This is a genomic window from Pseudomonas sp. F3-2, assembly GCF_038804275.1.
Taxonomy (GTDB): Bacteria; Pseudomonadota; Gammaproteobacteria; order Pseudomonadales; family Pseudomonadaceae; genus Aquipseudomonas.
Map to the genome: position 1 here is coordinate 882,855 of NZ_CP152388.1, position 23,516 is coordinate 906,370.

At 60.6% G+C, this 23,516-nt stretch carries 18 protein-coding genes; 6 read left to right on the top strand and 12 right to left on the bottom strand.

Features of this window, described 5'->3' with window-relative positions:
• Positions 1 to 40: 40 nt before the first annotated feature.
• Positions 41 to 2,398, top strand: coding sequence for a TonB-dependent receptor (locus AAGQ88_RS04065; protein ID WP_342655735.1), 2,358 nt, complete (start codon positions 41 to 43; stop codon positions 2,396 to 2,398).
• 298 nt (positions 2,399 to 2,696) lie between these two features.
• Here AAGQ88_RS04065 and AAGQ88_RS04070 read toward each other — a convergent pair whose 3' ends face one another.
• Entirely contained in the window at positions 2,697 to 3,572 is an 876-nt protein-coding gene (locus AAGQ88_RS04070) for an AraC family transcriptional regulator (protein WP_342654512.1), read from the bottom strand.
• 301 nt (positions 3,573 to 3,873) lie between these two features.
• On the opposite strand from AAGQ88_RS04070, the gene AAGQ88_RS04075 reads away from it, so the two are divergent.
• The gene (locus AAGQ88_RS04075) at positions 3,874 to 4,773 is read left to right on the top strand and encodes a DMT family transporter (protein WP_342654513.1); all 900 of its coding nucleotides are present in this window, start codon (positions 3,874 to 3,876) and stop codon (positions 4,771 to 4,773) included.
• A 258-nt stretch (positions 4,774 to 5,031) separates the two neighbouring features.
• On the opposite strand, the gene AAGQ88_RS04080 is transcribed toward AAGQ88_RS04075, so the two are convergent.
• Together AAGQ88_RS04080 and AAGQ88_RS04085 are read right to left on the bottom strand one after the other, a co-directional pair.
• Entirely contained in the window at positions 5,032 to 6,006 is a 975-nt protein-coding gene (locus AAGQ88_RS04080; RefSeq protein ID WP_285426486.1) for a D-glycerate dehydrogenase, read from the bottom strand.
• Positions 6,007 to 6,294: 288 nt separating this feature from the next.
• Positions 6,295 to 7,242, bottom strand: a complete 948-nt coding sequence (locus AAGQ88_RS04085) for a LysR family transcriptional regulator (RefSeq protein ID WP_093462153.1) — start codon at positions 7,240 to 7,242, stop codon at positions 6,295 to 6,297.
• Between the two features lie 182 nt (positions 7,243 to 7,424).
• Between AAGQ88_RS04085 and AAGQ88_RS04090 the strand changes: the two genes are divergently transcribed.
• The 4 genes from AAGQ88_RS04090 to AAGQ88_RS04105 all read left to right on the top strand — a co-directional run bounded on the left by AAGQ88_RS04090 (position 7,425) and on the right by AAGQ88_RS04105 (position 12,336).
• Positions 7,425 to 8,936: an efflux transporter outer membrane subunit gene (locus tag AAGQ88_RS04090; RefSeq protein ID WP_285426487.1), complete on the top strand. Its 1,512-nt coding sequence runs from the start codon at positions 7,425 to 7,427 to the stop codon at positions 8,934 to 8,936.
• 132 nt (positions 8,937 to 9,068) lie between these two features.
• Positions 9,069 to 11,267, top strand: a complete 2,199-nt coding sequence (locus tag AAGQ88_RS04095; protein ID WP_285426488.1) for an FUSC family protein — start codon at positions 9,069 to 9,071, stop codon at positions 11,265 to 11,267.
• A complete protein-coding gene (locus AAGQ88_RS04100) occupies positions 11,257 to 11,457 on the top strand; it encodes a DUF1656 domain-containing protein (RefSeq protein WP_093462144.1) in 201 nt (66 codons plus the stop codon). Before AAGQ88_RS04095 ends, AAGQ88_RS04100 begins: the two co-directional genes overlap by 11 nt.
• A gap of 15 nt (positions 11,458 to 11,472) precedes the next feature.
• Positions 11,473 to 12,336, top strand: coding sequence for an HlyD family secretion protein (locus AAGQ88_RS04105; RefSeq protein WP_285426489.1), 864 nt, complete (start codon positions 11,473 to 11,475; stop codon positions 12,334 to 12,336).
• A gap of 42 nt (positions 12,337 to 12,378) precedes the next feature.
• Here AAGQ88_RS04105 and AAGQ88_RS04110 read toward each other — a convergent pair whose 3' ends face one another.
• The 9 genes from AAGQ88_RS04110 to algG all read right to left on the bottom strand — a co-directional run bounded on the left by AAGQ88_RS04110 (position 12,379) and on the right by algG (position 23,472).
• Positions 12,379 to 13,203, bottom strand: coding sequence for an SDR family oxidoreductase (locus AAGQ88_RS04110; RefSeq protein WP_342654514.1), 825 nt, complete (start codon positions 13,201 to 13,203; stop codon positions 12,379 to 12,381).
• Between the two features lie 28 nt (positions 13,204 to 13,231).
• Positions 13,232 to 13,696 carry a multidrug transporter gene (locus AAGQ88_RS04115; protein ID WP_285426491.1) on the bottom strand — a complete coding sequence of 155 codons (465 nt, stop codon included), beginning with the start codon at positions 13,694 to 13,696 and terminating at the stop codon, positions 13,232 to 13,234.
• A gap of 192 nt (positions 13,697 to 13,888) precedes the next feature.
• The gene (locus AAGQ88_RS04120) at positions 13,889 to 15,343 is read right to left on the bottom strand and encodes a mannose-1-phosphate guanylyltransferase/mannose-6-phosphate isomerase (protein ID WP_285426492.1); all 1,455 of its coding nucleotides are present in this window, start codon (positions 15,341 to 15,343) and stop codon (positions 13,889 to 13,891) included.
• Positions 15,344 to 15,625: 282 nt separating this feature from the next.
• On the bottom strand, positions 15,626 to 16,282 hold the full coding sequence (locus tag AAGQ88_RS04125) for an alginate O-acetyltransferase AlgF (RefSeq protein WP_285426493.1): 657 nt from the start codon (positions 16,280 to 16,282) through the stop codon (positions 15,626 to 15,628).
• A gap of 38 nt (positions 16,283 to 16,320) precedes the next feature.
• Positions 16,321 to 17,502 (bottom strand): alginate O-acetyltransferase, encoded by a 1,182-nt coding sequence (locus tag AAGQ88_RS04130; protein ID WP_342654515.1) that lies wholly within the window; start codon positions 17,500 to 17,502, stop codon positions 16,321 to 16,323.
• A 10-nt stretch (positions 17,503 to 17,512) separates the two neighbouring features.
• Positions 17,513 to 19,093, bottom strand: coding sequence for an MBOAT family protein (locus AAGQ88_RS04135; RefSeq protein ID WP_285426495.1), 1,581 nt, complete (start codon positions 19,091 to 19,093; stop codon positions 17,513 to 17,515).
• A 150-nt stretch (positions 19,094 to 19,243) separates the two neighbouring features.
• Entirely contained in the window at positions 19,244 to 20,380 is a 1,137-nt protein-coding gene (locus tag AAGQ88_RS04140; protein ID WP_285426496.1) for a mannuronate-specific alginate lyase, read from the bottom strand.
• Between the two features lie 7 nt (positions 20,381 to 20,387).
• A complete protein-coding gene (locus AAGQ88_RS04145; RefSeq protein WP_285426497.1) occupies positions 20,388 to 21,827 on the bottom strand; it encodes an alginate O-acetyltransferase in 1,440 nt (479 codons plus the stop codon).
• A 13-nt stretch (positions 21,828 to 21,840) separates the two neighbouring features.
• Entirely contained in the window at positions 21,841 to 23,472 is a 1,632-nt protein-coding gene (gene algG / locus AAGQ88_RS04150) for a mannuronan 5-epimerase AlgG (RefSeq protein ID WP_342654516.1), read from the bottom strand.
• Positions 23,473 to 23,516: the final 44 nt, after the last annotated feature.

Consider the following 23,516-nt stretch of genomic DNA (forward strand, 5'->3'; position numbering starts at 1 on the left):
TCGGAGGGGCTTCAACTTGAAAGTCTGGCTCGGCATTTCCATGCTGACGGTCGGGAGCGCATGCGTTCAAGCGGCGGAGCCGGCCTACACGTTTTCCATCGCCGCGAAGCCCTTGCCTCAAGCACTCAGCGATTTCAGCCGAGTGACAGGGCAGGGCGTTATCTATACGCAGGAAACGCCCTACAGCATCGACGCGCCGGCAGTCAGTGGATCGTTCAGTGCCGAGCAGGCGCTGCGCATCCTGTTGGGCAACTCCGGCCTGACGTTCCGGCGTGCAACGCCTACGACGTTTACCCTGGAACCTGTTGCCGTCGATGGCGCGATCACCCTCGGCCTGACGCAGATCGATTCGCGGCGTAACGCGACGTCGAGCTATCAGCCGCCCGTCAGCACCTCGGTGATGCGCACGTCGACACCGCAGCTGGAAAACCCTCAGGCCGTCAGTGTGGTGCCGGCGCAAGTGCTCAGCGATCAGGCGCCGCGCAATCTCGACGACGCGCTGAACAATGTCAGCGGCGTGACCCAGGGCAACACGCTGGGTAGCACGCAGGACACCCTGATGAAGCGCGGATTCGGCGACAATCGCGATGGCTCGATCATGCGCGACGGCATGCCGGTGGTGCAGGGGCGCAGCCTCAACGCCACGGCTGAGCGGATTGAAGTGCTCAAGGGCCCGGCGTCCGTGCTGTACGGGATTCAGGATCCTGGCGGCGTCATCAATGTGGTCAGCAAGCGCCCGCAGTTGCAGCCCTATACCGCCTTGACGGCGCGGGGCTCCAGCTATGGATCCGGCAAGAACGGCAGCGGCGGCACGCTCGACAGTACCGGCGCCTTGGGCGGCTCCGACGAGCAAGGGCAGGGCCTGGCCTACCGGATGATCGTCGATCATGAAGATGAAGATTACTGGCGCAATTTCGGCGTTCATCGCGAGACGCTGATCGCGCCTTCGCTGGCCTGGTTCGGTGACGACACGCAACTGCTGGCCGCCTACGAGCATCGAGAGTTTCTGTCGCCTTTCGATCGGGGCACGGCGATTGACCCGCGCACCAACCGACCGCTGGACATTCCGGCCGGCCGCCGCCTCGATGAGCCGTTCAACAGCATGGAAGGGCGCTCGGATTTGTACCGGGTCGAGGTCGATCATGGATCAGACGACAACTGGAAAGCGCATCTGGGTTTCAGCTACAACCGCGAAACGTACGATGCCAGCCAGGTCCGCGTGACGGCAGTGGATCCGGTCGACGGCACGCTCACCCGCTCGATGGATGGTACGGGAAATGCCTTGAGCGTCGATCGCTTTACCACCCTCAGCCTTGCCGGCACGACAGATCTGGCGGGCATGCAGCATGAGCTGCTGTTTGGCGTCGACGATGAGTACCGCAAGATATATCGGGGCGAACTCATCCGGCAAAAAAGCCGAACGACGTTCAGTTACGCCGATCCGGTCTATGGCCAAGAGGTCGAGGGCACGCAGGTCAGCGCGCCGGACAGCAATCAGAAGGACATCCTGCGCACTGACTCACTGTTCTTTCAGGATTCCGTTCACCTGAGCGACCGATGGATTTTCGTGGCCGGTGCGCGCTATGAAATGTTCGATCAGCAGGCCGGCAAAGGCACGCCCTTTACCCGCAACACTGACCTCAACGGTGAAAAATGGATTCCCCGGGCCGGCCTGGTGTATCGCTACAACGATGAACTGTCGCTTTATGGCAGCTACACCGAGTCGTTCAAACCCAACTCCAGCATTGCAACGCTCGCAGACAACACGGTGTTGGGCTCGGACACACCACCGGAGCGAGCGAAGTCGTGGGAGTTGGGCGCGAAGTGGGAAGTGGACAATCGAATCAGCGCAACGCTGGCGCTGTTCGACATCCGCAAGCGCAATGTGCTGGTGGCCAATTTCGACTCGCAGACGACCCAGACCGTCTACACCACGGCGGGCGAAGTGCATTCGCGGGGGATGGAGCTCGATGTGAGCGGGGAGCTGTCCGATCGCTGGAGCCTGATCGGCGGCTACGCGTTCACTGACGCCTGGGTGGTCGACGATCCGACGCTCAAGGGCAATCGCCTGCAGAACGTGCCACGGCACAGCGGCTCGCTTTCGGCGGTTTACGATTTCGGCCAGGTACTGGGTTCCGATCGATTGCGCGCCGGTGCCGGGGCGCACTGGGTGAGCAAACGCGCCGGCAACCCGGGCAACGATTTCGATCTGCCGGGCTACACCGTTGCCGATGCATTCGCGACGTATGAGACCAGGCTGGACGGCCAGAAAGTGAAGTTTCAGCTCAATGTGAAGAACCTCTTCGACCGCACTTATTACAGCTCGGCAGTCAGCCGCTACTTCGTCTCGATGGGCGATGCCCGTCAGGTGATCCTCGCGACCACACTGGAATTCTGAGTGGGCGATATAGCGCCGTTCGCCTGACATAACGCGCCAGCCGGTTGTGCTGCCGGTGCCCGGCAGTTCGCGAGCAAGCTCGCTCCTACATGGGCTTTAGGGTTACCCGAACTCTCCGGTCAGGCCCACATTCTGTGGGAGCGAGCTTGCTCGCGAAGAGTGGTATTCGCATGCACTGGCCTATTCCCGGCTAAAGCCGGTCCTACAGGGGCCGCACGTTTTTCGTAGGACCGGCTTTAGCCGGGAAGGCGTCGGGCGTATCACCCACGACGCAAGCTCAGGTCCGCTCGGGTTTGGATCAGGACTGGAAGGTGAGCCGATATTCACCGGCCGTGGCGCCCATCGCCTGTTTGAACCTGTTGCTGAAATGACTGGCGCTGGCGAATCCGCATTCCACTGCAATTTCGCCGAACGCCATGCGTGTGCTGCGCAGCAGATCGCGGGCGCGGTTGATGCGGCGGGCCAGCAGATATTGATGAGGCGGCAGGCCAAAGCTCTCGCGGAACATCCGTGCGAAGTGGTATTCCGACAGTGAGCAAGTGCCCGCCAACTGGCCCAGGCTCAGCGGTTCTGCCAGGTTCAGCTCGATGAACTCCACCAGTTGACGGCGCAAGTGCGGGGCGAGACCGCCCTTCAGGCGAAGCCCTTCACGCAGGCCCACCTGGCTGAGAATCATGTGGTCGAGCAGTTCATGTGCCAGGCTGCTGGTGAGCAGGCGTTCGCCTGGCTCCTTCCAGTTCATGCCGATCAACCGGTGAAACCGCTCTGCCTGCTGCGGGTCATCCAGAAAGGTCTTTTCCTGCAACGCCAACTCGCGCGGCTCTCGGTCGAGCAGGGTGACGCAGTTGAGGGAAAACTGCTCGGGGCTGATATACAAATGCGCCAGGCGGATCTCCCCATTCACCACCCAAGACGACTGATGCCCGGCCGGCAGTGTGCAGATTTTGTCGGGGGAGCCCTTCTTGTAGGGCTGATCGCGGCGAAAAGTCTCCGTGCCGCCGGCGATGTAACAGGACAGCGTGTGATGGCTGGGTGCGTGATAATCCTGCGAATCATGCCGGTTGTTCCACAAGGCCGCCACCACGCCATCGCCCAGAAATGCGCTCTGTTCCAGCTGCGCATGGGGCGAGCTGTTCAGGGATTGGAAGACTTGGATGGTGTCCAGTGACGACATGGGCATCTCGTGAAATACAGGTTGGCGACGTCGGGGCGGCGGAAAATAGCCTGTGGAAAAAAGCGTGCTCACGAAGGCTCGGGTGGAGCTGCGACATCTCTATCGGCATGCGTCAGCCTTCGCGCTCCCACGGGCAACTTCGTCACCTTCCCCACAGCGTTGTGTCAGCTACATCGTCCATGTGCCGAATCCTACTCCGCCCATGCGCCGCTGCCATCCTCCCAGCGATCAAATGCGCAAGATTATGCAAATGACGACCCGACGGAGCGCTCAGACTGGCTTCTCATTGAGGGAGCCAGTCATGAACATCTCGCTGTATCTGCTGACCGTTTTGATCTGGGGCACCACCTGGATCGCCCTGAAAATGCAATTGGGCGACGTGGCCATTCCCGTCTCGATCGTCTACCGATTCGGTCTGGCAGCGCTGATCCTGTTCGCAATGCTGCTGATCAGCGGCAAGCTGCAGCGGGTCAATCGGCGTGGACAATTCATCTGCCTGGCCCAGGGGTTGTGTCTGTTCTGCGTGAACTTCATGTGCTTCCTGCACGCCAGCCAGTGGATACCGAGCGGTCTGGTCGCCGTGGTGTTTTCCACATCGACGCTGTGGAACGCACTCAATGCGCGGGTGTTCTTCAAACAGAAGATTGCACGCAACGTGCTGACCGGCGGAGCGCTGGGGCTGCTCGGTCTGGGCTGCCTGTTCTGGCCCGAATTGTCGGGACACAGCGCCAGTCGCGAAACATTGATCGGCCTTGGCCTGGCGTTGCTCGGCACGCTGTGCTTCTCGGCGGGCAACATGCTCTCAAGCCTGCAGCAGAAAGCCGGCCTGCGCCCCCTGACCACTAACGCCTACGGCATGTTGTACGGCGCAACGATGCTCTGCCTGTACTGCCTGCTCAGCGCAACGCCGTTCAGTTTTGAATGGAATACACGTTACATCGGCTCGCTGTTGTATCTGGTCATCCCGGGTTCGGTGATCGGATTCACAGCCTATCTGACGCTGGTCGGACGCATGGGGCCGGAGCGCGCTGCGTACTGCACGGTGCTGTTTCCGGTGGTGGCGCTGAACGTCTCGGCGTTTGCCGAAGGCTACCAGTGGACGTTGCCCGCGTTGATGGGGCTGGTTCTGGTGATGATGGGCAACGTGCTGGTGTTCAGGAAGCCGAAACCAGCGGTGGCCGTGGCGGCGAAACTGGCCTGAAAAGCGCGCCAGTCATTGTCCTCCTCGCGAGCAAGCTACCTCTCCAAGGACCCACCATTTGCCCGGCGCTCCGGCTGAGCACAACACCGGTGCGAAGGAGCGTGCTCGGGGCGACCATCGGACGAAGACTGATTTCCTATCATTGCATCTTCGCAGCATGAACCGGCCTCTTCCCGGCTAAAGCCGGTCCTACAGACGCTGCAAGCTTTTCGTAGGACCGGCTTTAGCCGGGAAAGCGTCGAGTCAGGCGCTTGATCTTCAGCCTTTCCACACCTGTGCGTTCACCAGATCCTGCGGCTTCTCACCGAGCAAGGCCGCACGCAGGTTGGCATAGGCGCGATCGGCCATGGCCTGACGGGTTTCGTCAGTGGCCGAGCCGATGTGGGGCAGCGTCACCGCGTTGCTCAACTGGAACAGCGGCGATTCGGCCAGCGGTTCCTTTTCGTAGACATCCAGGCCCGCACCGCGAATGGTGCCGTTCTTCAGTGCCTCGATCAGCGCAGGTTCATCGACGATCGGGCCGCGGGCAATGTTCACCAGAATGGCGCTCTTTTTCATCAGCGACAGCTCGCGTGTGCTGATCAGGTGCTTGGTTTTCTCGCTCAGCGGCACGACCAGGCAGACAAAATCCGACTCGGCCAGCAGTTGATCCAGCGTGCGGAATTGCGCGCCCAGCTCCTGCTCGATCGCCGTTTTACGGCTGTTGCCGCTGTACAGGATCGGCATGTTGAAACCCAGTCGACCGCGACGAGCGACGGCAGCGCCGATGTTGCCCATGCCGACGATGCCCAGGGTCTTGCCATAGACATCAGTGCCGAAATGCGGCGCTTCGATGCTGCGGGTCCACTTTCCGGCTTTGGTGTAGGCGTCCAGTTCGGCCACGCGACGAGCGCTGCTCATGATCAGCGAGAAGCCCAGGTCCGCGGTGCTTTCGGTCAGCACGTCCGGGGTGTTGGTGAGCATGATTCCGCGTTCGGTGAGGTAGGAAACGTCGTAGTTGTCGTAGCCAACGGAGATGCTCGACACGACTTCCAGCTGACGGGCACTTTCCAGCTGTTCACGCCCCAGCTTGCGACCGGCGCCGATCATGCCGTGGCTGTGTGGCAGGGCTTCGTTGAACTGCTCGTTCAGATCACCCTTTTTGGGGTCCGGAATGATCACGTTGAAGTCTTGCTGCAGGCGCTCGGCCATTTCCGGGGATACGCGGCTGAAGGCAAGGACGGTCTTTTTCATCGGATAGCTTCTCTCGTGCAGTTCAGATGGGAAGTGCGTAGCACGCTAACATTCTTGTTGTTGGATTGGCGAGATTGGTGAGAAGGATACCCAAAGCGTGTAGGAGCGTGGCTTGTCCCGCGACCGGCTGCGCAGCAGCCGTGAAATCAGCGGCCGCGATACACCTGAAATACCGAGGTGTCAGGGTTTACGACGACTTCGTCGCCGTTCGCGGGACAAGCGACGCTCCTACATTCGGGTGCGTGTCAGGCTTCACACCGCCTTCGGCAAGTGGATGCGTGTCAGGGCTTAGCCCACCTCCGGCAATACATGAGTCTGCAAATCTGCCTCATGCGCCGCCATGATTTCCGGCAGGGACCCGCGCAGGTATTCCACCCAAGTCTTGATCTTGGCATCCAGATACTGACGCGACGGGTAGATCGCATACAGATTCAACTCGTGCGAGCGGTACTGCGGCAACACGCGAACCAGCGAGCCGTTGCGCAGACCTTCGATGGCCGAGTAGATCGGCAGAATTCCGATGCCCATGCCGCTGCTGATCGCCGCTTTCATGGCGTCTGCCGAGTTCACCAGAAACGGCGAGCTGGCGATGGTCACGGTTTCCTGGCCTTCCGGGCCGTCGAACGCCCATTTTTCCAGCGGAAACACCGGGCTGACCAGGCGCAGGCACGCGTGATTGAGCAGGTCCGCGGGCTTGTGCGCCATGCCGAACGCTTTGACGTAGGCGGGCGACGCACAGACGATGCTGTAGGTAATGCCCAGACGCTGCGACACGAAGCCTGAGTCCGGCAACTCGCTGGCCAGCACGATGGACACGTCGTATCCCTCTTCGAGCAGGTCCGGCACGCGGTTGGTCATGGTCAGGTCGAAGGACACGTCAGGATGATTCCGGCGATAGCGGGCAATGGCATCGATCACGTAATGCTGGCCGACGCCTGTCATCGAATGCACCTTCAGCTGTCCGGCCGGACGCGCATGGGCGTCGCTGGCTTCGGCTTCGGCTTCTTCGACGTACCCCAGAATCTGCTCGCAACGCAGCAAGTAACGCTTGCCCGCTTCGGTCAGGGCAATGCGTCGCGTGGTGCGGTTGAGGAGACGGGTTTGCAGGTGAGCTTCAAGATTGGAGACGGCGCGCGAAACGTTGGCGGTGGTAGTGTCCAGCTGAGCCGCAGCAGCGGTGAAGCTGCCCGCTTGTGCCACGCAACTGAAGGCGCGCATGTTTTGCAGAGTGTCCATTGGCCGTTCTCTGGTGAGATAGCAAATTGTGACATGAAGTAACTGATCCATGTCAGCCATACCAAAGGATTATCTTCCGTTCAGTAACAAAGATTCACAGAAGTCCCGGCTTATCGCCGTTCGAGGCGCATCCTAGAATCTCGGCTCGATTCTTCCTCCTCCTCATTCGGGTAATTGCAGCTGTGCCGCGTCGCATTCTCAGAGGGCTCAAGCCCCTCAGTGTCTGGGCTTTAACGTTACTCATCAGCGGCTGCATCGGCACTGGCGGAATCGCCCCAAAGGGCACTTCAATGCCGGCGAACGAGTTGGCGACCGATGACGCGATCAAAGAAGCCGCCAAAGACGCTCACTGGCCCGACGGTCAATGGTGGCGGGCCTATGGCGATGATCAACTCAATCACTGGATCGAACTGGCCGCGCTGGGCAGCCCGACGCTGGCCATTGCGGCCGCGCGAGTGCGTCAGGCCAAGGCCATGGCCGGTATTGCCGAGTCGGCCGAATCGCTGCACATCAATGGCGACAGCACCCTCAAACGCCACAACTGGCCGACCGACCAGTTTTACGGGCCGGGCGAGCTGTCGAACACCAGCACCTGGGACAACAATGCGTCCATTGGGCTGAGTTACTCGCTCGACCTCTGGGGCCGGGAAAGCAACAACACCGAACAGGCGCTGGACATGGCGCACATGAGCGCCGCCGAGGAGCGTCAGGCGCAGCTCGAGCTGCAAGACAACATCGTGCGCGCCTACATTCAGTTGTCGCTCAATTACGCTCAGCGTGACATCGCCGAGGCGACGCTGGCTCAGCAACAGCAGATTCTCGACCTGGCGCAACGGCGTCTGAAGGGCGGCATCGGCACGCATTTCGAGGTCAGTCAGGCGGAAACGCCGCTGCCTGAAACCCATCGGCAGATCGATTCGCTCGACGAGGCGATCGCCCTGAGTCGCAATCAGATTGCCGCGCTGGCGGGCAAAGGTCCGGGCGAGGGTGCGAGCCTCAAGCGTCCGACCTTGTCGCTCAATGCCGCGCTGAAGCTGCCGTCGGCGTTGCCGGCCCAATTGCTCGGTCAGCGTCCGGATGTCGTTGCCAGTCGCTGGCGGGTGGCGGCGCAGGCGCGGGGCATCGATGTCGCGCATGCCGGGTTTTATCCTAACGTCGACCTGATGGGCAGCCTGGGTTACATGGCTACCGGCGGCGGCATGCTGGAGTTTCTCACCGGCAAGAAATTCAACTACAGCTTCGGTCCGGCGATCAGCCTGCCGATTTTCGATGGCGGCCGTCTGCGCTCCGAACTGGGCGTGGCGTCGGCCGGCTATGACACCGCTGTGGCGCAGTACAACCAGACCCTGGTGACGGCGCTCAAGAGCATTTCCGATCAGTTGATCCGCCGCGAGTCGATGAACAAGCAACTGGTGTTCGCCGACCAGTCGGTGGCGGCCGCGCAGAAAACCTACGATATCGCGATGGTCGCTTATCAACGCGGTCTGACCGATTACCTCAATGTGCTCAATGCCCAGACGTTGCTGTTTCATCAGCAACAGGTGCAACAGCAGGTGCAGGCTGCGCGCCTGACCGTGCATGCCGAACTGGTGGTCGCGCTGGGCGGTGGCCTGATGGCAGGCAATGATTCGCCATCCGCCGACAAGACCGTCGCGCCGAAGACGCCGGCGTCATTGACCATGCTTGGGCGGTGAGGCAGGTGAATATGTGTCGGCCATACCGGCTTTTTCGCGGGCAACCGCGCTCCCACAGTGGATCGCGATTTGCTGTAGGAGCGCGCTTGCCCGCGATTGCGATCTGCCCTGTCACGCGGGAAGTGATTTGAAATGAATCAAGCCCTGAGCTGGCTCAAATCCCTGGAATGGCGGCGCGAACTCAATGGTTGGGCGCGCAGCGACGGCGTGACCTGGATCTACATCTTCAAGGTGCTGATCGCCGCTTTCCTGACGTACTGGATCGCGATGCGTCTGGAGCTGCCGCAGCCGCGCACGGCCATGATTACTGTGTTCATCGTCATGCAGCCGCAGAGCGGGCATGTGTTCGCCAAGAGCTTTTACCGCCTGCTCGGCACGCTGGCAGGCTCTGTGGTGATGGTCACCCTCATGGCGCTGTTTGCCCAGAACAGCGAATTGTTCCTCGGCAGTCTGGCCATCTGGGTCGGCTTTTGCTGCGCCGGTGCTGCGCGGTATCGTAACTTTCGTGCCTACGGTTTCGTGCTGGCCGGCTACACCGCCGCGATGACCGGCCTGCCTGCGCTGGCCCACCCGGAAACCTCATTCATGGCGGCGGTCTGGCGTCTTCTGGAGATTTCTCTGGGCATCGTCTGTTCGACCCTGGTCACTGCCGCGATTCTGCCGCAAAGCTCCGGCGCTGCCATGCGCAATACCTTGTATCAGCGCTTTGGCACCTTCGCTCAGTTCGTCATCAGTGGCCTGCGCGGTACCAGCGATCCGGCGGCATTCGAGGCCAGCAACGTGCGTTTCATCGCCGATGCCGTGGGGCTCGAAGGCCTTCGCGCCGTGACGGTTTTCGAAGACCCGCACATGCGTCGGCGCAACGGTCGGTTGAATCGCCTGAACAGCGAATTCATGACCATCACCACCCGTTTCAACGCGCTGCACCAGTTGCTCGAGCGCTTGCGCAACCGGGGCGTTACGGCGGCGGTGCAAGCCATCGAGCCGGGCCTGCAAGCGCTGGCGCAGTTGCTCGAACCCTTCGCCGGACGCGCGCTGACCGACGCAGATGCGGCATTGCTGGCCAACCGTCTGAGCGTCTACAAAGCCGATCTGCCTGAGCACGTACGCAGTTTGCGCGCCGAGTTCGTCAAGACTGACCCCAGCGATGACGACCTTCTGGATTTCCACACCGCCTACGAACTGCTGTATCGCTTCGTCGACGACATGCACGATTACGCCCAGACGCACGCGTCCCTGGCTGACCACAGCCATGCGCGGGAGAAATGGGTCGAACCCTTCGTCTCCACCACCAACTGGATGGCGTCGGTCGCCTCGGGCGTGCGGGCGACGTTCATTCTGGGCGTGATGTCGGTGTATTGGGTGGCGACCGCCTGGCCGAGCGGCGCTTCGATGACACTGGTCTCGGCGGCGACGGTCGCATTGTCGGCGACGACGCCCAACCCGCGACGCATGTCTTTCCAGATGGCGTGCGGCACCTTTCTCGGTGCGCTGCTGGGCTTTTTCATCACCTTTTTCGTCCTGCCCCGCATCGATGGCTTCCCTTTGCTGTGCATGGTGCTGGCGCCTGTTTTCGTGTTCGGCGTGTTCCTCACCACGCGGCCGCAGTGGGTCGGTTACGGTCTGGGCTTGCTGATCTTCTTCAACATCGGTTCCGCCCCGGACAACCTGACGGTCTACAACCCGTATGCCTTCATCAACGATTACATCGCCATGGTTCTGGGCATGCTGCTGTGTGCGGCGGCGGGCGCGATCATTCTGCCGCCCAACAGCCGCTGGCTCTGGCAGCGTCTGGAAGGCGATCTGCGTCAGCAGGTGAGTTTTGCCATCAGTGCGCCGTTGCGCGGCATTCGTTCGAAGTTCGAGAGCCGTACCCGCGACCTGATGCATCAGGCATACGGCCTGGCGGCGGGCAAACCCGAAGTGCAGCGCAATCTGCTGCGCTGGATGTTCGTGGTGCTGGAGATCGGCCACGCGATCATCGAGCTGCGTCGCGAGCAGGATGTCCTGCCTGTGCATCCCAGTTATGCCGAGTCGCAGCCGTGGCGGCAGGCGATCCGGGCCATGGGCCGTTCACTGATTCGTCTGTTCATTCAGCCGGACCGGCACAACCTGGCGCGCAGCCTGTACGCCGTGGATCACGCGATCTTCTGCGTGCAGAACACCGACGAACCCTTCGCCCCGCATTTCGACACGTCGGCGCTGCGTCGAGTGAAGAGCTATCTGCACTTCATCCGGACCTGTCTGCTGGACCCGCAGTCACCGTTGGCGGCGTATGCGCCAGCACAACCGCCCGCTCTGGAGCCTCAAGGACTTCCCCATGCCACGTGAAATTGCCTTTCACGGCGTTTACATGCCGAGCGTGACCGTGATGTTTCTGGTCGCGATGGTGCTTTCCTGGGCGCTGGATCGCTTCATGTCCGGGCTCGATCTGTACCGTTTTTTCTGGCATCCGGCGCTGCTGCGCCTGAGCCTGTTCAGCTGCATTTTCGGCGCGATGGCGCTCACTGTTTACCGTTGAGGCACGTTGGTTGACATGAAAAAGGTCTTTAGTCTGATCGCCACTTTACTGATTCTGGCGCTGGCCATCTGGATCGGCCGGTTGCTGTGGATTCATTACATGGACACGCCCTGGACGCGTGACGGGCGCGTGCGGGCGGATGTGATCAACGTTGCCGCCGACGTCAGCGGCATGGTCATCGACGTCCCGGTCAAGGACAACCAGCCGGTGAAAAAAGGCGACTTGCTGATGCAGATCGACCCTGATCACTATCAGCTGGCGGTCAAGCAGGCTGAAGCGCTGGTGGCCTCGCGCAAAGCGACCTGGGAGATGCGCAAGGTCAACGCCAATCGTCGCAAGGACATGGACGCGCTGGTGATCTCCGCAGAAAACCGCGAAGACGCCTCTAACGTCGCCAACTCGGCACAGGCCGATTACCAGTTGGCCGTCGCACAACTGGAAGCCGCGCAACTGAACCTGCAACGCACCAAAGTCCTGGCGGCGGTGGATGGCTACGTCACCAATCTCAATGTGCATCGCGGCGATTACGCGCGCATCGGCGAGGCGAAAATGGCTGTGGTCGACAAGAACTCGTTCTGGGTCTATGGCTTCTTCGAAGAGACCAAACTGCCGCACGTCAGGGTCGGTGACCCCGCCGACATGCAATTGATGAGCGGCGAAGTGATGAAGGGCCACGTCGAGAGCATCGCCCGCGCCATTTATGACCGCGACAACCCCGAGAGCCGCGAGCTGATCGCCGACGTCAACCCGACCTTCAACTGGGTGCGTCTGGCCCAGCGCGTCCCGGTCCGCATTCACCTGGACCACGTGCCGGAAAGCGTCGTGCTGGCGGCGGGCATTACCTGTACCGTGATCGTCAATCCTGAGGTTGAACAGTAACCGAGAACGGCGCAGCCGATGCGGTGCGTGCCTGAACGCCGGTCATAGCGGTTGATTCAGCTTGAAGCGCCTGCTCAGGATTCTTTCCAGCAGGGCGGTCGGCAACAGCCGCTCCATGAGGGGCAGGGCGCGGCTGCCATTGCCGGAGCGCAGCAGGCGCGGTGGTTTGTCTTTCTGAACCGCGTTGAGTACGTCGCGGGCAAAGTCGCTGGCCGGGGTCGGATTACCCTGTGACGCATTGGCCCTCGCGCGGATGCCTTCTCGCAGCGGCCACCACGGGGAGCTTTCATGGATGACCTGCTCGGCAGCCTGGCTGGCATTCCTTGCAAATTGCGTGTCGATGGCGCCGGGCTGCACCTCCATCACGCGCATGCCGAACGGCGCCAGCTCCATGCGCAACGCTTCGCTCATCGCATGAACGGCCGCTTTCGAGGCGCAATACGCGCCGCCGAATGGCGTGACCAAAACACCTGAAACGCTGCCGATATTCACCACCAGCCCTTTATTGCGGCGCAACAGGGGGAACAGCGCGCGCGTCACGCCGACGATAGAGAACACGTTGGTTTCGAACTGCCTGCGCATGCCTTCCACGCCGCCATCGAGAAGCGGTCCGATACCGCCATAACCGGCATTGTTGATCAGCACATCGAGCCCTTTGCCATGGCGATCGAGCGCAGCGGCCAGTTGCTCCAGCGCAGCGCTGTCGTTGACGTCCAGCTCCACTGCCTGAAAGCCTGCCGCGGCCAGTGCCTGAACGTCCGCCGTTTTGCGCGCGGTGGCCCAGACCTCATGCCCGGACGCTTTGAACGCGTCTGCCATGGCGCGGCCAATGCCGCTGGAACAACCGGTGATTAGGACGACAGGCATAGGGTTCATTCCTTGAAAATCGAGAAGGTCAGTCCGAGAACGTGCCTTGCAGGCGCTCGGCGCGGAAGTTCAGCGTCTGCGGCCGGTAGCCCGGGCGCAGGGGCGGCAGCGGCAGGCAATCCTGCCATTGATTGCCTGGCAGCAGTTCGCCCGGCCCACGATAGCGTGGCGCCGTGTAGGTGTCTTCGGCAAGGTTGACCGTGTCGCCGGGCGCATAGGCCGCCACCTTCCAGCGCAGCTCCGTGAGGGCGACATTGTTACCGTTATCGATCAAAACCAGCAGCGGCCGACCGGTCGGGCACTGTTGCGGCGCGAAATCCAGGCGCAACTGCAGACGCTCCAGACGCTGGGTTTCTCGGCTGTCCTGCCACATTACGACCGCCGCGACGATACCCAGGCCAACCGCCGCCGCCAGGGAAACCGGCAGGGCTTTGGACGGATAGCGCAGGAGAAGGACCAGCCAGGTGAGGATCAGTACGGCGCCGATAAGCATGTCTTCGGACTCGTGAATGCGAATGCTGGCATCGTACCGAAAGGGAGCAGCGAGACCAATGCGCCTTTGCATGGTGTGTCGGTCTCGTGGTCATTTCTGAAAATCGGATAAAAAAAGCCCCCACCCACCCTCTGCGGATGGGGAATACGCAGAGAGTGGGCGGGGGCCCTACAACGCGGTTTTACTGACGCATCAACGCGCGATGGTCTGAGTTCTCACGCCGGCTTCGATGCCCGGAGTCGAGCGACCGTAGACGTCTTCGAAACGCTCGATGTCGTCTTCGCCCAGGTAGCTGCCCGATTGCACTTCGATGATTTCCAGCGGGATCTTGCCTGGGTTGCGCAGGCGGTGAACCGAAGCGATAGGGATGTAGGTCGACTGGTTTTCAGTCAGCAGGAACACGTTCTCGTCGCAGGTCACCTGAGCGGTACCCGACACCACGATCCAGTGTTCGGCGCGGTGGTGATGCATCTGCAGCGACAGGCTGGCACCCGGCTTGACCGAGATGCGCTTGACCTGGAAGCGGCCGCCCATGTCCACGGAGTCGTACGAGCCCCATGGGCGATAGACTTCGAGGTGGTTCTGGGTTTCGGTGCGGCCTTGCTCGTTGAGCGTGTTGACCATCTGCTTGACGCCCTGAACCTTGTCCTTGTGGGCGATCATCATGGCGTCCTTGGTTTCGACGACCACGATGTTGTCCAGGCCGATCACGGTGACCAGTTTGCCGTTGCCCTGAATCATGCAGTTGCGGCTGTCCTGGATGACCACGTCGCCTTTGGTGACGTTGCCGTTTTCGTCCTTGGCGTGGACATCCCACAGCGACGACCAGCAGCCGACGTCGTTCCAGCCCGCGTCCAGTGGCACCACGCAGGCGCGCTGGGTTTTTTCCATGACGGCGTAGTCGATGGAGTTGTCAGGGCAGCAGGCGAAGCTCGCCTGATCCAGCTCGATGTTGTCGCCATCGTGCTTGCTGCGCTCAAGGGTCAGCAGGCAGTTGTCGTAGATGTCCGGATCGTGCTTTTTTAGCTCTTCCAGATAACGGCTGGCACGGAACAGGAACATGCCGCTGTTCCAGTAGTAGCCGCCTGCATCGACGAATTCCGAAGCGCGTTTTTCGTCGGGTTTTTCGACGAACTGGGCCACGCGGCTGACGCCTTCCGGCAGCAGCGCATCGGCAGTGGATTTGATGTAGCCATAGCCGGTTTCAGGCTTGGTGGCCGGCACGCCGAACAGCACCATTTCGCCACGCTCGGCAGCGACGGTTGCCAGTGCCAGTGCACGTTGCAGTGCTTTCTGATCGTCGATCACGTGGTCGGCCGGCAGCACCAGCATCAACTCGTCGCGACCTTCGTTGGCCAGCATCATGGCCGTGATCGCCACTGCCGGAGCAGTGTTGCGGCCGAACGGTTCCATGATGATGCCTTGGGTATCAAGACCCAGCGCCGCCAGCTGTTCGCCGACGATGAAACGGTGGTCCTTGTTGCACACCACAATCGGGTGCTGCATCCCGTCGAACTGCAGGCGCTCGAGGGTCTGCTGGAAGAGGGTGTGTTCGCCGGTCAGTGCCAGGAACTGTTTTGGAAACTGTTTACGCGAAAGAGGCCAGAGTCGGGAACCGCTGCCACCTGACAAGATCACTGGAATCATTTTAATTCTCCAAATAGCAATAGCGTTCGAATGGGCTATACGTCGGTTTTTCTGTCGTTTCGTCTGTCTTGTTCTTGTACCGCTGCGCTCGGCGCCCTCTTGGTGTGCTTGCTCCGCATCACCTGGCGCCGAACGCTGATGTCTGTAGGAGCGCGTTTGCCCGCGAGGGCCGGTACGTCCAGAACAATGGTGTCGTCTGACACATTGCAATCGCGGGCAAGCGCGCTGCTACAGAATCAAAATTCAGTCGCGTGCGCCGCGTGAGCAGCGCACGATCTGCATTTACTGAGTCGAAGTCGGGCGCTTGACCCAGACTGGCGACAGGTTGCTGCCGGTGCCGGTGATGTACAGCACGGCCGCTTCGCCACGCTCCAGTGCGACTGGCTTCAGGTCGCTGACTTTCTTGTCACCGTCGAACAGCGCGAAGCTGACTTTGACCGGGTTGATTTCACGCTCGCCGGTGCCTTTGGCCGAGACAGCCTTGACCACGTCGGTCTTGCCGTCGGCAGTCTTCAGGGTCAGCGACTTGTCGCTCAGGTTCTGCACGCGAACCAGGGACTTCTGCTTGTTCTTGAACGGTGGCTCTTCCACCAGCTGTGGCGCGCCCGATGTGTTGTTGACGATGGTGTAGTAGTGATCGCTCGCCAGTTTCACCGGCAGCGTCTGGCTGCCGATCTTGGCGCTGTAGTCACCCTGTGGCATGAAGCTGAAATCGCTGCTGGCCAGCGGGCCGACTTCGTTCAGGCTGGTATTGCCGACGCTTGCGCTGATTTCACTGTTGCTGGCGTTGTAGACGCGAACGAAGGTCGACCCTTTTGGCGCGGTCGGGCCGTACAGAGCGGCGTCGCCACCAGCGAAGGCCGAGAGGGACACGAAGCCCAGGCTTGCGGCCAGAACGCAGGTTTTCAGCAGGCTGGTCTTGGTCGAACGAGTAGGCATGCGAGTTGGGTTCTGCAAGGTCATTTTGAGTAGTCCTCTCAGTTTTGCGCCCGGTTGGGCGACTCGGAGTTGGAATCGTTGGCGTTCTGAGCCAGATTTTGTTGAGGGTCACGAGCCTTCTTGAGTTCGGCGATCCACTGCGGATCGAACTCGGTCAGGTCGTTGTGAGCGGGCAGGTAGCGTTCCGGGAACTCCCAGATCAGCACCTGCGGCGGGCTGCTCTTGAAGGCATCGGTCTGCAGATACTTGAGCATCGGCAGAATCGGGCCATGGCCGTCTTCGGCGTAATTCACGACGTCGCTGTGCAGCGCTTGCTTCAGAGCGCCAGCAAAGTTCCAGTTCGGGTTGGCGCTGTAGCTGGTACCGACCAGACCGACTGCCACCGAGTTGTCGGCGAACAATGCATCACCGCTTTCACCGTCGGCCTGGGCCGGGTTGGTGGTGCGCTGTTGCAGGTCGTCCGGCTTGGGCAGCAGGTTGCTGAACAGCGGATCGAGTGGCAGGAAGTTGGTCAGGTCACCCTTGTACGGCGCGCTGGACTTGGCTTCGGTGACGAACGTCTGCGGATCGCCGCTCAGTGGCGTTTGGCTGGAGATCGCCGCGCCCAGTTGCTGCGCGACCACTTCGGCGCCCATCGGCGTCCAGTGAGTGTCGGTACGCAAGAAGACCTGGCCTTTGTCTTTGGCGCTCTGCAGCGGTGCCAGCAGGTCCGGCGCGAAGATGCCGGCCTGATTCACCTGAGCATGGAACTGCTGATACAGATCGGTGTGCAGCGCGGCCGGCTTGTTGTCGCCCACGTGCTCCGGATAGAGACGCGTCTTGGCTGGAACGATTGCCAGCACCAGTTGCGTACCCTGTTTTTTCAGCGTGTCGCGTACGCCCTGAATGATCGCCAGGTTGTCGGCTTCGTTCTGCTCGCCATTGGCGACTGCGTCGAATTCTTCGTCGGTGTACAGCCACTGGTCCTTGCCGAGGATCACCCCCGGACGACCTTCGTTGAACACCTTGTAATCCAGCGCGGCCCACAGGTTGGTGCCCAGGCGCTTGATCGGGAATTCATCGTCGTAATGGGTTTCCACTGCTTTGGTCCAGTGGCCGTTGAGAACAGTGGTTTCCTTCGACGTCGAGAAGCCGATGAAGCTGCGCAGCGACCACAGGCCCAGTACCAGCAGAATCGCCAGGAACAGGAAGATGTAGAGGAAACGTAATGAACGGGTCATGTCAGGCTCCTCAGAACTGGAAGTACAGGAACGGCGAGAAACTGGCCGCCGAGAGTTTCAGAATCGACGCAACGAACATCAGCAGGATCAGGGCGCGCATGACGTAGCGCGACCAGTCGGCGGTCCAGTAGGCAGGCTGAACCTGTGCCTCTGTGCCGACGATGTAACCTGGTTGATGGATGCTGCCCGGCTTGTCGCCCGGAACGGCTTTGATCATGCCTGGCACCGCGGCGGCAGGACCGTCAGCCGGAGCTGGCGTGCCAGCGGCGTGAGTGTCCGACGTCGGTTTGACAGGTGCGCGGTTCTTGTAGAAGTCACGCAGGCCGAAGAAGGCGAGGGTGATGTAGGCAACGATGAGGGTCGCAACCTGCAGGCCGGTCAGGCTGGCGCGGTTGAGGTCCGACAGTTGCCATTCGCTGAAGCTGAACATGGCACCATACATACGTGCAGCGACGTGCAGGTTTTCGGCGCGGAAGATCACCCAGCCCATGACGACCAGCAGGAAGGTGAAGGCCCAGCGCAGGACGTTGAACGTACGCGGCGTGGTGTTCAGGCCCAGTGCTTTTTCGATGGCAAGCCAGACACCGTGCCAGGCGCCCCACACGATGTAGGTGATGTTGGCGCCGTGCCACAGACCGCCCAGCAGCATGGTCAGGAACAGGTTGCGATAGGTCGCGACTTTGCCGCCACGGTTGCCGCCCAGGGTGATGTACAGGTAGTCACGCAGCCAGGTGGACAGACTGATGTGCCAGCGACGCCAGAACTCGGTGATCGACTGGCTGATGTAAGGCTGTTTGAAGTTTTCCATGAAGCGGAAACCCATCATCAGGCCCAGGCCGATGGCCATGTCGCTGTAACCGGAGAAGTCGAAGTACAGCTGCGCGGTGTAGGCCAGCGCGCCAAGCCATGCATCGCCCGTGGTCGGGTGTTGCAGGGCGAAGCAGTGGTCGACCACGACCGCCAGGGTGTCGGCGATGAAGACCTTCTTGATGAAACCTTGCATGAACCGCGTCACGCCTTCGGAGAACTTGTCCAGGGTGTGCGTTCGGTTGTTGAACTGGTCGACCAGATCGCGGAAGCGCAGCACGGGGCCGGCGATCAGGTGCGGGAAGATGGCCACGAACGCTGCGAAATCGATGAGATTGCGCGTTGCCGGTGTGTCGCCACGGTAGACGTCGATGATGTAGCTGATGGACTCGAAGATGTAGAACGAGATACCGATCGGCAACAGTACGTGGGTCAGGATGAACGGCTCAAGACCGAAGGAGGTCATGATCGCGTTGATGCTGTCCACGCCGAAGTTGGCGTATTTGAAGTAGCCCAGGATGCACAGGTCGACTGCCACGCCCAGCAGCAGCCAGCGCTGTGCGGGTTTGGTCTTGACCCCGGCAGCGCCTACGCGCAGGCCGATCCAGTAGTTCCACAGCGTCACACCTGCGAACAGTGCCAGGAAGTCCACTCGCCACCACGCGTAGAACACGTAGCTGGCGATCAGCAGCAGCAGGTTGCGATAGCGTTGCCCGCTCAGATAGTACAAGCCGAGGAAAACCGGCAAGAACAGGAACAGGAACACGTTGGATGAGAAAACCATCCTTATCTCTCCGTTTGTCCAACATCAAGGGCCGAAGCCCCCCCAAACCCCCCATGAAAAACTGGAGGGGTGAAACATGAATCTCACTGCCTGCGCCTACTGGTCTGATCGTTCCCACGCAGAGCGTGGGAACGATCAAGGTCGCCGCGTTCAGGAACCGCCTTTCTCACCCTTTTCATGACTCGGGTCATAGGTACGGGTCAGGTCTCCGCCGAGACGGAAGTTCTTGAACGGTTGCATCTTGTGTTTCTGATCCAGCACATCCGGGCCGCACTCGTAGAGCGAGCAGTACGGTTCGAGCCAGGCAAATTTCATGTCGGTCTTGAGGTCCGTCATGTCCTGCTTCTGGCCGTCTTTGGCCTGGAATTCGTTGCCGGAGTCCTTCACGCCTGCCAGTACCCGGTCACCCAAACGCTTGAGCGCGCCGTTGTTTTCAGGGCGCAGATCGACACCGTTGGCCTGCGCGAAGCTGGCGATCATCGCCAGTGGCGGCAGTGCGTAGTTGTGGTACGCCAATGCACGCTGCTTGCGCTTGAGCTCGTTAGGCAAGAAGCCTTGAGCGTCGACCTGGTTGGCCGCGACCTTGAACTCTTTCACCGACCAGTCGAACAGGTCCTTGCGGTTGGTCGCCACGGCGGTCGACATCACCGACCAGGCAGCCCAGTACGAGTGGTTGTTGGTCTTGTCCAGCGGCAGGTTGTTCCAGTCACTGACGACTTGATCGGCCAGCTTGCTGAACCAGGCTTCGATGATCTGAGCGTCCTGCTGGCGAGTCGCCAACGGATGGGACTCGGAGAACTTCAGGCGCAGATAGGAGGAGGACATGCTGCCCAGCGCCCATTTGCGCATCGACTTGCCGGTGTGGTTGAAGTCGGTCGACTCCAGCGCATCGGCCTTGGCCCAGGTGGTGAGCATGTTCAGCGCGCAGTCGAGCTGTTCCGGACGGCCATCGCGCATGTACTGCATCACCACTTTGCTGGTGTTGCGTTCCATGGTCGTGATGTCCTTGGTGGCGTCGCGAAACGCCTGCTCGGAGTCCTTGTTCAGGGTGGCGCGAGCCTTGTCCGAACCTTCGTACTTGCTGCGGAACTGCAGCGCGCCGGTGTAAGGCTGCGGTGTCGCGTCACAGCTGAACTTGTTTTCGCCGCTTTTGAATTTCTCGACGCCTTCGTAGTAGCCCTGCGGCGGCACGAGGGTCGACGCGGCACTGGCGCTGGTGGCGAACGCTGTACCAGACAGCATCGCCAGCGACAGAAGGGTAGGGAGCATCAGTTTTGGAGTGTGCATAAGAGCCTCATAACCCGGCTTGCGCGGTTTGATGCGCGACATTCGGGAACACGTTGCGTTTGCATACTTTCGCTTCGACCTGCTGAGGCGCAGCGCCCGCTTCCGGACCCTGCACTTCCAGTGCGAGCAATTGCTGGTCAGCCCAGTCCTTGTCATCGCGCAGTTCGAAGGAGAAGCGCCCGTCGGTTTCAGATGTTTCAGGTTTCTCGATCTTCAGGTCTTCGTGGCGGCCGTTCATGTACCAGAGGCGCGCTTGAAGGGTCTTCACCGAGGTGTCGGCGAACTTGATGTCGATCTGATTACTGCCGTTGCGCACATCCTTGATGCCGTTTTTGCCGTTGACCAACAGCTCGTTGATCCCTGGTTTGAGCGTGGTGCTGGTTGTCATCAGCGCCGGTTTGCCCTCGCAGCCGTTATCCAGCAGCGACATCATCTGGCGATAGATGGTTTCTTGATCCAGGCGATACAGCGGCGAGAATTCCCAGATGAGAATCTTCGGCGGGTGTTTCTGGAAGTCGTCGCTGCCCAGGTACTGCAGCATCGAACCTTCGAGGCCGCCGCCGGGGAATGCCACGTTCAGCACGTCAGCACCAATGTATTCCTGCAAAAAGCCGGCGAAGTTGTAGTTCTTGCCGCTGTGACTGGTACCGACCAGAGTGATTTCCGGATTGCCGGAATCGCCGAAGAGGTCGCCGTCGCCCGCTTCGCCTTTAGGTTCGGTCTCGAACTGATCCATGTACTGGATGGCGTAGCTGGTGCCGCACAATTGACCTGCCATATTGTGCAGAGTGCCCTTCTTGCCCATGCGACCTGACAGATGGGTCTCGAATTCGCGCTTAGGAACGTCGGCGAACGCCGGCATTTTCTTCACGGAATCGGCGACGATCTTCGCAGTGCGCTGCGCGCCGTATGGCGTCCAGTGCTGGTCACCGCGGAAGTAGAAATCATGTGCCTGCTGTTCGTTGGTCAGCGGCGACAGGTCCGGCACGGTGTAGCCCATTTTTGCGAAGCGACCGAGCATGGCCTGGTAGTTACGCAGCGCGGTGTTGTAATCGAACTTGTCGCGATCGGCCGGGAACAGTTTGTTGCGATCGACCAGGCCGCGAGTCGGCTGATAGACCACGACCAGCTCTACGCCCTTGCTCTTGAAAGCGTCGTGCAGTTGTTGCATCCGACGATAGCCTTCCGGCGTGGTGTCGAACTCGGTGCGCAGGTCTTCGCGGGTACGGAACAGCCAGTCACCCTGTGCCTGAACCAGCGTGGTGAAGTTCTGCTGATAGCGGGTGACGTAGTTTTTCTCGTCATGCGCTTCCGGACACAGGCTGCAGCAGGGCTCGGCGGTAAAGCTTGGGGCAGTCGCGTCAGCGGCATAGGCAGCGTTGCTGGCGGCGAACAGTGCAGCGGTCAGGCCGGAGAGGCTGAGCAATTTGATCAAGTGTGCGTGCATAGAAATGTCTTCCTCAGTCCCGGAGTTGTTTCTGGCTTTCGACCGGGTCGATCAACACGGCTTTTTGTTGGCGCACCAGCAGATCGAGGATTTCGTCCTGACGGTCGCCCAATACGCCGTTGAAGCTGATCCCGCTGGCTTTGGTCGGTGCAAGCATCGACACCTTGTACAGCTCGACGCTGAGCGGCGAGTCGATGGACAGCGGGCCTGAACCATTGGAGGTCAGTTCGCCGCCGACCATGATCAGCGACACTTCAGCGTCGAACGGGTCGAGCTTGATGTCGCGATCGGTATCGGAAAGGTCTTTGATGTGGCCATAAACGCCCATCAGGCCGTTGCCGATGGCCAGGTTTTCGTAGAGCTTGATGTTGGTGCTGTTACGAACCCGGATGCCGTGACGCTTGTTGGCGAAGACGCGGTTGCCCCACAGCAGGTTGTCGGCACTTTCGTACAGCGTGATGCCGTCGGTGTGGTTGCGGTAGATCTCGTTGTAGGCGACCAGGTTGTTGACGCTGTTACGGTCAAGCACGACGCCCGACAGGTGGTTGTCATAGCTTTTGTTGTTGATGATGAAGCTGTCGTTCACCTCACGGGAAATGATGATCCCATGTTTTTTCTTGGTGCCGTAGACAGTGTTCTCGGCAATGATCAGGCCGTGCGAACGGTCGTGCGGGTCGATGCCGTAAATGATGTTGTCGTGGTAGGTGTTGCTCTTGACCACGAAGTCGCGGGTTTCATAGCAGTAGAAGCCGTACCAGAGGTCCGAGAACTCTGAGTTGACGATCCAGCCGGTCGGATCCGGGCGGTTCATCTGCGCCTTCATGTTGGGCGTGTACTGAGAAATACTGATGCCGTACGACTTGCTGTTGTTGTAACCCAGGCTCGCCACTTTTGCGTTGAACATGTAAGTCTGGGTGCCGCCCCAGGCAAGCACGAACGGACGGAATTCCTTCGGTGCCTTGAACGTCGACGGACCGTTGGCCTTCTCGCTCCAGCCCGTCAGGCGGGTGTCGGAGATGAACAACTTGTTGTCGTTGACCATGAACGAACCGGCTTCCTGCGACAGGCGCAGTTCGGTGGTCTTCTTGTCGATCTCGAAGATACCGGTCTTGCCGACCACGATCGGCAGACGTGCAAGATAGACACCTGGAGAGGTCTCGCTCAGGTACTGCTTAGGCACCTTTTTCGCCAGATCCTGCAGGTTCATGTAGCCGTCTTCGATGAAGATCGCCTGAGGGATGCCGTGTTGACGCGCGACCCACTCAGCCATCTTGTTATCGCCGCCGATGAATTCCTTCAGCGAGTCTTCCTGCATCATTCGTCTGATCGCGACCTTGCCTGGCTTGGTCCGCACGATCTTTTTCTGCATGGCCTGCTGGGTATAACCCGACAAGTCAGGCAGCTTGGGCTTGTCCATCATCAGCGGCTCGGCGGGCGGGCTGCTGATGGTGTACGTCTTGGCCTGATGCAGGCCTTTGACGACTTCTTCCCCGGCTGCCGGCTTGGCGGCGGCCGCTGGCGCTGGCGCAGGGCTGTTGGCCATCGCGCCGGCACTGGCAAGCAGCAGAGCGCTACTGAGCACTGCGCTTTCCAGCAGAGCATGTGGCCAGCCCCGAGGCCGCAAACTGTTTGCTTGACTGTTCATGTCATTGCACTCTCATCAAACGTGACACAACCGGTGTCGAGAAC